The organism is Magnetococcales bacterium (assembly GCA_015231175.1).
GTDB lineage: Bacteria > Pseudomonadota > Magnetococcia > Magnetococcales > DC0425bin3 > HA3dbin3.
Map to the genome: position 1 here is coordinate 1 of JADGBZ010000110.1, position 8,284 is coordinate 8,284.

The following is an 8,284-nucleotide window of genomic DNA, read 5'->3' on the forward strand; positions in this document are numbered from 1 at the left end:
CCAGGGAGCCAGCCCCCTGGACCCCGATTCGTTGGCGGGTGGTGAATAGTTACGAACGATGATCCCTGTGGACACGGCTTGACATGTCGAGAAGCGACAGGGTATCCCATCCCGTGCCCTCCGACCACCAAAATTGGCAACTGTTCAGCACCATGGCAAGAAAAGCCTGGACATGAAAGCCTTGGTCAGGGCTTCGTCCCGAACCCCCGGGATAAGCCTGGACACGAAAGCCTTGGTCAGGGCTTCGCCCCGGCCCCCGCCAGGACTCTGTCTCGTTCCGATTCCAGATCAAGATGGATGCGAGGCGACAACGAACGAGCGACGAGGCTGCACGTGTTTGGTACGGCGAGGAGCGAGTGAGGCAGTCAACGAAGCAGACGCTTGATCTGGAATTGGAATCAGGCCCTGGCAGGGAGCCAGCCCCCTGGACCCCGATGCGTGGCCGGGTGGCGAATGGTTGCGTCAATTCAGGTTTCCGACTTGCCAATGCTTTGACAGTCGGTTTATTTTATAAAGAGGGGGGGCGTTGCCCAACCGAATCAACCCAAAACTTGTGTGAGGAATTTTTTCAGTGTCCGAGACATGGCGCCCCGACTCCTGGCGAAAATACAAGGCAGAACAGCAACCCGCTTGGCCCGATTCCGGTGCCCTGGCGGAGACATTCAAAAACCTGAGCCAGTTTCCACCCCTGGTGTTTGCCGGTGAAGTTCTCGCTCTCAAACAGCACTTGGCAAGAGTTGCTGCAGGGGAGGCCTTTCTGTTGCAGGGGGGAGATTGCGCCGAATCCTTCGGAGATTTTACAGCCAATGCCATTCGCGACAAGTTGAAGGTGCTGTTGCAGATGGCCGTCATCCTGACCTATGGGGCAAGAAAGCCCGTCGTCAAGGTGGGACGCATTGCAGGTCAGTTTGCCAAGCCCCGCTCCAGCCCCATGGAGACCCAGAATGGTGTCTCGCTTCCCAGTTTTCGCGGGGAATCGGTCAACGACCCATATTTTTCCGAGGAGGCCCGGCAACCAGATCCGAAACGCCTGGAACGAGCCTATTTCCAATCCGCTGCCACCCTGAACCTGCTTCGTGCCTTCACCGAGGGAGGGTTTGCCGACCTGCACCGGGTACAAATGTGGAATCAGGATTTTGTCGCCAAGAGCCCCCAGGGACAACGTTATGCCAGCCTGGCCAACCAGTTGAGCGATGCCTTGCGCTTCATGGAGATCATCGGCATCGACTCCAAAACCACGCCCGTGCTGCGGCAAGTGGAATATTTTACCAGCCACGAAGCCTTGATTCTGGAGTTCGAGCAGGCTCTGACGCGGGTCGATTCCATCACCGGAGACTCTTTCGATTGTTCTGCCCACATGTTGTGGATTGGTGAACGCACCCGGCAGCTGGATGGCGCCCATGTGGAGTTTCTGCGTGGGGTGCGCAATCCGCTGGGATGTAAGATCGGTCCCCAGGCTACAGCCGATGATCTCCTGAGATTGTGCGACCGGCTCAATCCCGACAATGAGGCTGGACGGCTCTCCCTCATCACCCGTTTCGGTCATAACAAGATTGCCGATGCCTTGCCGCCACTCGTCCGGAAGGTGCATCAGGAGGGCCGGCAGGTGGTCTGGGTCTGCGATCCCATGCATGGCAATACACAGACCGTCAAAGAGTTTAAAACCAGACCGTTTGATCATATTCTTTCTGAAATCAAACAGTTTTTCAGTATACACAAAGAGGAGGGGACCATCCCGGGCGGCGTCCATTTTGAATTGACCGGCGAAGATGTCACGGAGTGTCTGGGAGGCTCCATGGAGGTTTTGCCGGAGAACCTCCGGGAACGCTATGAAACCACCTGTGATCCACGTCTGAATGCGGCCCAGGGGTTGGATATGGCCTATATGATCGCCGAACTGATGCAAACCTGATTGCAATCGCCTCGTTTCTGGTCTGGAAATTGCTCGTATCTCCGAAATCCGATTACCGCACTGGTAACGGCTTGGATCGGAAAGGCGGACAATGGCGGAGAACGAGGCAGCGCCTCAAGCACAGGACGAGAGCGGACCCGCACCTTCCAGTGGTTTGTCCCACACCCTGAAGGCCATTCGGAATGGGCTGCAGTTGCGACCGCAACGCGGCTGGGGGATCGTGTTCGCCCTGGTCTACTGGAGCGTGGTCGGCACGGCTGGTGTCACAGCCACCATGCCCGTGATTTCCATGTTCAAAGGTTCGGAAGAAACCACGAGCGAGGCAGCGCGGGCAGCTGAGATGCCGGAAGGCGCGGAGCGTCCAGTGGTCGATGAGGCTCCCCAGGCTGTGGAAAAGAAGGATGCCGTGCAAGTCACGGACCTGGAGTCTCCCCGCGCCGCATCCGGTGGTGCGCCCCAGGCTTCACCCTCCTCTGAACCCGAGCCATCCCCAGCGGATCTTGCCCACCTTGAGATCGAAGATATGGCAAGCATTTCCGCGCCCGCCGTGTCGTCGACGCCTGGTCAGGCGCCATCCGCGCCGGTGATGCCCGATCAGGTGCCAACAGGGGTGGAGAAGTCCGGGCAGGGGGGATCTGCCGCAGCCGGTGAAAACATTGATGCTGAGTTGGCTGCAGCCGGGATGGAAATTGTGGAACTTGCGGTCCTTGCAGCCGAAGATTCGGCGGCGCTGGCCCTGAAGGAAAAAAGATCACCTCGGGAATCCGTGGGAATACCCCGGATCACCCAGCTTCCGCCCATCCAGGCCGGGCGGCACTACGTTTTGGTCGAATCTTCCGTGGATACGGCCAAAGTCCAGACGGCGAAGGAGCAGTTGTCCACCCTCGGCGCCACCCTGCTGACCAGTCGATCAGCCTACCTGGGCCAAAATTATACCCACCTCCTGACAGGGCCATTTGCCACTTCCAGTGAGTCGGTCCAAGCCGCAGGCTTGCTGACGGAGCAGACCCGCCGAGAGACTTTCCCTCTTATCGCCGACAGGATTCATCGTCCCGGGGAGCCGGTCGATCCGACCAAGGCGTTGTTTCCCCCCGACGATTTCCCGGTGTTCCAGGATGGCCGTTTCATGGTCGTCGCCGGTTCTTTCACCCATGCCTACAATCTGGTCCAGGCGCAAAATCTGCTGGCTGGCTACGGCATTCTGCACACCGTGGAAAAAACCGAGGTCAAAGGTCGGACCTTCCAGCGCTTGCTCGTGGGGCCCTTTGCCGCCCGGGATCAGGCGGAGTTGGCAATCCCCATCCTGCAACATCGCATCCAGATTGATGCGCGGGTGATCACCCTGGATGCCCCACGCAAGGCAGTCCGGCTGTGGCACTCCCACGAAAGGAAGATCGTGGCGGCCCGCCATCCGGTCGCACCCAAACGTCCCTCTGCCCTGGCCAGGGCGATCAGCCCCAGCCATGTCCCTGCCCAGACTGCGTTCAGGGAGGGGGCGCTTCCGGCAAGTCAAGGTCGACCCGTGGTTCGAACAGAGAGCCACAAAGCATCGGCCACGCGCTCCTCACGACCTTTCCCACCGGCCCGTTCTGCCGTCCCGCCTGAACCATCGCCATGGCAGGCCTGGGGCGGAAGACCGGATGCAGATAAAAATATGGCGGCTCAGGGTGTCAAAACTCCGGTGGAAGTGGTTGCCCAGCAGCCTGGTAACCGGGAAACAGGGCCAAGCGGTTTGGGGTCCGCTGGAGACACGACGGGGCGTTACGCCGTGTTGGTGGGCGTCTTCAACCGTCACACAGACGCCGGCCATACCCTGGATCGGCTGCGCGGCGGGGGAGTTCAATATTTCTTGAAGGAGACCGAAGTCGGCGGGCGTCGCTTCGTCCAGGTTTTGGTGGGACCGTTCGATAAACGGGAAGAGGCTAAAACGACCGCTGACCGGGTACGTGACCGGACAGGCCTGTCGACCTACTGCATCGGGATCTGAGCTTCTTTTCGGGTAACTATTCACCAACAGGCCACGAATCGGGGTCCAGGGGGCTGGTGTCCAGGCTTTTCTTGAACTGGTGGAGTTCGGGGCGAACCCCTGACCAAGGCTTTCATGTTCAGGCTTTTCTGGTTACCTGCTTCAGGCTGCTCCGCACTCCATCGATGACGTGACGTATTTCGTGTTCCTGCAATCCGACCCAGAGAGGGAGAGAGACAGTGCAATCGCCGATCTCCTCTGCCACAGGAAAGGAGCCGCGCGGCAGGTTGAAGCGTTGCCGGTAGTAGCTCAGCAGGTGGATGGCGCGGTAGTTGACGGTGCAACCGATTCCGAAGGCTTGCAGTTGTGCCAAAAAAGGGTCTCGGGCTGAGGGTGGAACCAGAATGGTGAACAAATGCCGTGCGTGGCGGGAGCCGAGGGGCATTCGGTGCAACGTCACTCCTGGTACGCCCGTCAGGGCCGACTCGTAGCTGGCGACGATTTCACTGCGGCGTTGCCAGTGGCGGGAAATTTTGGGAATTTGTGGCAGCAGCAGGGCGGCCTGGATGTCGAACATGTTGGCTTTTTGTCCCAGGCAGACCATGTCCCAGTGCTGGTATCGGCCATGATGGCGTTCGGCGGCTCCCTTGTCCATGCCGTGGGATCGGCAAAGCAGGAGTTGTTCGGCCAGATCGTCACGCTGGGTTGCCACGGCGCCCCCCTCACCCGAACACAGGTTTTTGGTGGCGTAGAAACTGAAACAGGCGGCATCGCCGAGTTGACCAGGACGCACGCCATCCCGTTCCCCTTCGACGCAATGAGCGGCATCCTCGATGATGGCCAGGTTGTGTTGATCGGCGATGACCCGCAGGCGGCGCATGTCGCACATTTGCCCATAGAGATGGACAGGCAGAATGGCCTTGGTGCGTGGGGTTATGGCCGCCGCGACCCGTTCGGCATCTAGATTGCCAGTGGATGCCTCCACATCGACAAAGACTGGTGTTCCGCCGGCCTCCAGGATGGCATTGGCCGTGGCAATGAAGGTCATGGGCGTGGTGATCACTTCATCGCCGGGTCCGATGCCCAAGGCACGCAGGGTCAACCACAGAGCCGTCGTACAACTGGAAAAACCAACCACCCGCCGTATGCCCAGATACTCGGCGAAGGCAGCCTCGAAGGCTCGGGTTTTTGGACCAGCCGTCAAGAACACCGAGTGGAGCGTCTCCACCACCGAGGCAATCTCCTCCTCGCCCAGGGCATGTCGATAAAATTCAACCTTCATGGCTTTCGTCACCACCCGAAAAAAGTGTCTCTGTCCAACCCCTCAAAGCTGTAACCCGTAACCCTTCACCACCCGGCAACGCATCGGGGTCCAGGGGGCTGGCTCCCTGGCTTTGTCCAGGGCAGCGTCCTGGTGGGGTTCGGGGCGAAGCCCTGACAAAGGCTTTCATATCCACGAATCGGGGTCCAAGGGGCTGGCTCCCCGGCTTTGTCCAGGGCAGCGCCCCGGTGGGGTTCGGGGCGAAGCCCTGACAAAGGCTTTCATATCCAGATTGGCTCACCTGTCTTCCGTTGTTACAAGGATCGGCTCACCTGTTCCGCTGCGGCAACTGTCCTGTCTATCAGGGCCTCGTTGTGGCAGATGGAGACGAAGCCGGCCTCATAGGGGCTCGGCGCCAGATAGATGCCCGCATCCAGCATGCCGTGAAACCAACGTTTGAAGCGATGTGTATCTGTGGTGGCCGCCTCGGCGAAATTGCGGACCTGCGGCAAATGGGTAAAAAACAAACCGAACATGGATCCCACCCGGGTGCTGTAGTGCGGAATGCCGGCTGCGGTCAAGACCCGGCTGATTCCCTCGGTCAACCGGTGGGTGGCACTCTCCAGGGTATCATAGAAGCCGGGGGCGGAGATGATATCCAGCATCGCCAGACCTGCCGCTGTCGCCAAAGGATTACCCGAGAGGGTTCCCGCCTGGTACACCGGGCCTGACGGCGCCATCTGTTCCATGATGTCGCGCCGACCGCCATAAGCCCCCATCGGCAAACCGCCACCGATCACCTTGCCCAGGGTGGTCAAATCCGGCTGGATGCCGTACAAGGCTTGCGCCCCGCCCAAGGCGACGCGAAAACCGGTCATCACCTCATCGAAGATCAACAAGGCGCCATCCGCGCGGCAAACCCTCTGCAAACCCGTCAAAAAAGCGGCGTCGGGCAGGACACACCCCATGTTGCCCGCCACAGGTTCGACGATCACGGCGGCAATCGTTCCGGGCTTCGTGGCAAAGAGGGACTCCACGGCTGCCAGATCGTTGTAGGGAACTGTCAAGGTATCCCGTGCCACCGCAGCCGGCACACCCGGCGAGGAGGGGACACCCAAAGTGGCTGCCCCGGAACCCGCCTTGACCAACAGACTGTCGCCATGCCCGTGATAACACCCCTCAAACTTGAGGATGGCATCGCGGCCCGTAAACGCCCGCGCCAGCCGCAGGGCGCTCATGGTGGCTTCTGTGCCGGAATTGACCAGACGGACCATGGCCATGCCGGGAACCCGATCGATGATGGCCTCGGCCAGGCGCACTTCCGCCTCGGTGGGCGCCCCGAACGAAGGGCTCCTCCCCGCCGCCTGACAGACCGCCTCGACCACCCGGGGATGGGCATGTCCCGCAATCATGGGGCCCCATGACCCGACATAGTCGATGTAGGCTCGTCCATCCACATCGATGATTTCCGCCCCCCGGGCCGATTGTATGAAGGGTGGCGTCCCGCCAACCGACTTGAAGGCGCGTACCGGACTGTTGACCCCTCCGGGTATGATCTCCTGCGCACGCTTGAAAAGAATCTCGGAACGTTTCATGGTAACCTCTATGGAAGCGCAATGTGCGCCCACCTGCCTGCATGCTCATGCCGACCCCGGCGCATTCCGCCCGTCACTCTCCACCCAATTTTTTTTCAACGCAACCTGGAAAGTTGCCCATCCGGGAAAAAAAGATTCACAATTACATGGATGGATGCTTTCCTCCGACCAGACAATCACGCTAGAATGGAGATTCTGGTGTGGTGATTTGGCACTTGACCACGAAGAGAAAGCCTGACGCATCGGAGTGCGGGGGAGGGCTGGCGACCGGACTGGTCCGGGCGAGAGTCCTGGTGGGGTTCGGGACGAGGCCCTGACCGGAGTCTTCCATGTCAGGCTTCCCTATCTGGGGGGGTGCCGGATGGTTACGTTCTGGTGAACCCTGCACCTTAAGGCATACGGCGACATTCGACTGAACCAGGGCCCATTCGGTACCCCAGCATGGACGACGCCCCCATCCCGGGAAACGGTCTGCGGCTTTGCGAATGCGCCTCATAGGGTTTTTCGGCCAACTTGGAGAGACCAGATGACCAAAGCTGATATCGTGGAAACCGTCTATCAAAAGATCGGCCTGTCAAAAAAAGAGTCGGCCAACATTGTGGAGTCGGTGTTTGAGATCATCCGCAACCAACTGGAACAGGGCGATCCAGTCAAAATCTCCGGTTTCGGAAATTTTACCACACGGAAAAAGCGCACCCGGCAGGGCCGCAACCCGAAAACGGGTCAGGAAGTGGAGATTTCGGCGCGGACTGTCGTCACCTTCAAACCCAGCCAGATTCTTCGGGAAAAGGTTGGCCGCTCCTCCCGCTGAAAACCGGTCGCTTCTTCGCTCCCCGTGACTTGAGACCCATAGCCCAGACAAAAAACAAGGCCCTCACCAATGAGGGCCTTGTCTGTTTGGAAATCTCCCGCCTGTGCGTTTCATGCAGAGGCCGTCGGTGTATGTATCGGCCTTCTTCTCTGCTCATGCATAGAGGTCGAGAATCGAAGAGACATCATTGGGTGGAAGCTCGCTCAAGGTCTTCTCCGCCAGATCCCGGATGGCACCCTTGACCGTGTCCGGCACGCTCAGTGTTACCATATCACCCGAGGAGAACGCCTGCCTGATGACCTGGGCAGCCCTGTCATTGACGGGCTGCGAGGCGCCCCGCCCCGCAACGCTCCAGTTTTGCATTTGGGAACGAACCAGATCAGTCTGTTGCATGTCCATAACCCACCTCACATCTCAGGCATAAAAACCAAACCCACCTAATATGTGTATCGACCGGACAAGTTTGCGAGGATACATAAAAAAGTGAAATTGGCGGAGTAAAATCCCTCAAGTCGGTAGCCACTTCTGCCGAAAAAGCAACCCCGTATGCGCCAACCTACAACTCCTTGGCCATGATCAACATTTCGGCCACGTCAGCGAATTGGGGTCCAGGGGGCTGGCTCCCTGGCGGCCACGTCAGCGAATTGGGGTCCAGGGGGCTGGCTCCCTGGCGGCCACGTCAGCGAATTGGGGTCCAGGGGGCTGGCTCCCTGGCGGGTCAAGGGCAGCGCCCTTGCGG

General features: G+C 59.5%; 7 protein-coding genes. 4 read left to right on the forward strand and 3 right to left on the reverse strand.

Annotated features, from left to right (window positions below; all coding sequences use genetic code 11):
* Positions 1-571: 571 nt before the first annotated feature.
* Together HQL63_15075 and HQL63_15080 are read left to right on the forward strand one after the other, a co-directional pair.
* On the forward strand, positions 572-1,912 hold the full coding sequence (locus tag HQL63_15075; protein MBF0178147.1) for a 3-deoxy-7-phosphoheptulonate synthase class II: 1,341 nt from the start codon (positions 572-574) through the stop codon (positions 1,910-1,912).
* A gap of 91 nt (positions 1,913-2,003) precedes the next feature.
* Entirely contained in the window at positions 2,004-3,899 is a 1,896-nt protein-coding gene (locus HQL63_15080) for an SPOR domain-containing protein (GenBank protein ID MBF0178148.1), read from the forward strand.
* A 118-nt stretch (positions 3,900-4,017) separates the two neighbouring features.
* On the opposite strand, the gene HQL63_15085 is transcribed toward HQL63_15080, so the two are convergent.
* On the reverse strand, positions 4,018-5,160 hold the full coding sequence (locus tag HQL63_15085) for a DegT/DnrJ/EryC1/StrS aminotransferase family protein (protein MBF0178149.1): 1,143 nt from the start codon (positions 5,158-5,160) through the stop codon (positions 4,018-4,020).
* A gap of 293 nt (positions 5,161-5,453) precedes the next feature.
* A complete protein-coding gene (gene hemL / locus HQL63_15090) occupies positions 5,454-6,734 on the reverse strand; it encodes a glutamate-1-semialdehyde 2,1-aminomutase (GenBank protein MBF0178150.1) in 1,281 nt (426 codons plus the stop codon).
* Here hemL and HQL63_15095 point away from each other — a divergent pair.
* Together HQL63_15095 and HQL63_15100 are read left to right on the forward strand one after the other, a co-directional pair.
* Positions 6,733-6,972 carry a hypothetical protein gene (locus HQL63_15095; protein ID MBF0178151.1) on the forward strand — a complete coding sequence of 80 codons (240 nt, stop codon included), beginning with the start codon at positions 6,733-6,735 and terminating at the stop codon, positions 6,970-6,972. The genes hemL and HQL63_15095 overlap by 2 nt on opposite strands.
* A 288-nt stretch (positions 6,973-7,260) precedes the next feature.
* Positions 7,261-7,545, forward strand: a complete 285-nt coding sequence (locus tag HQL63_15100; GenBank protein MBF0178152.1) for an integration host factor subunit alpha — start codon at positions 7,261-7,263, stop codon at positions 7,543-7,545.
* Positions 7,546-7,698: 153 nt separating this feature from the next.
* Here the strand turns inward: HQL63_15100 and HQL63_15105 are convergent, their stop codons facing one another.
* Entirely contained in the window at positions 7,699-7,938 is a 240-nt protein-coding gene (locus tag HQL63_15105) for a hypothetical protein (protein ID MBF0178153.1), read from the reverse strand.
* Positions 7,939-8,284: the final 346 nt, after the last annotated feature.

Bases quoted from the DNA above. Each gene is read 5' to 3' on its own strand.
- HQL63_15080 (MBF0178148.1), top strand. From the start codon at position 2,004: ATGGCGGAGAACGAGGCAGCGCCTCAAGCACAGGACGAGAGCGGACCC.
- HQL63_15085 (MBF0178149.1), bottom strand. From the start codon at position 5,160: ATGAAGGTTGAATTTTATCGACATGCCCTGGGCGAGGAGGAGATTGCC.
- HQL63_15095 (MBF0178151.1), top strand. From the start codon at position 6,733: ATGGTAACCTCTATGGAAGCGCAATGTGCGCCCACCTGCCTGCATGCT.
- hemL (MBF0178150.1), bottom strand. From the start codon at position 6,734: ATGAAACGTTCCGAGATTCTTTTCAAGCGTGCGCAGGAGATCATACCC.
- HQL63_15100 (MBF0178152.1), top strand. From the start codon at position 7,261: ATGACCAAAGCTGATATCGTGGAAACCGTCTATCAAAAGATCGGCCTG.
- HQL63_15105 (MBF0178153.1), bottom strand. From the start codon at position 7,938: ATGCAACAGACTGATCTGGTTCGTTCCCAAATGCAAAACTGGAGCGTT.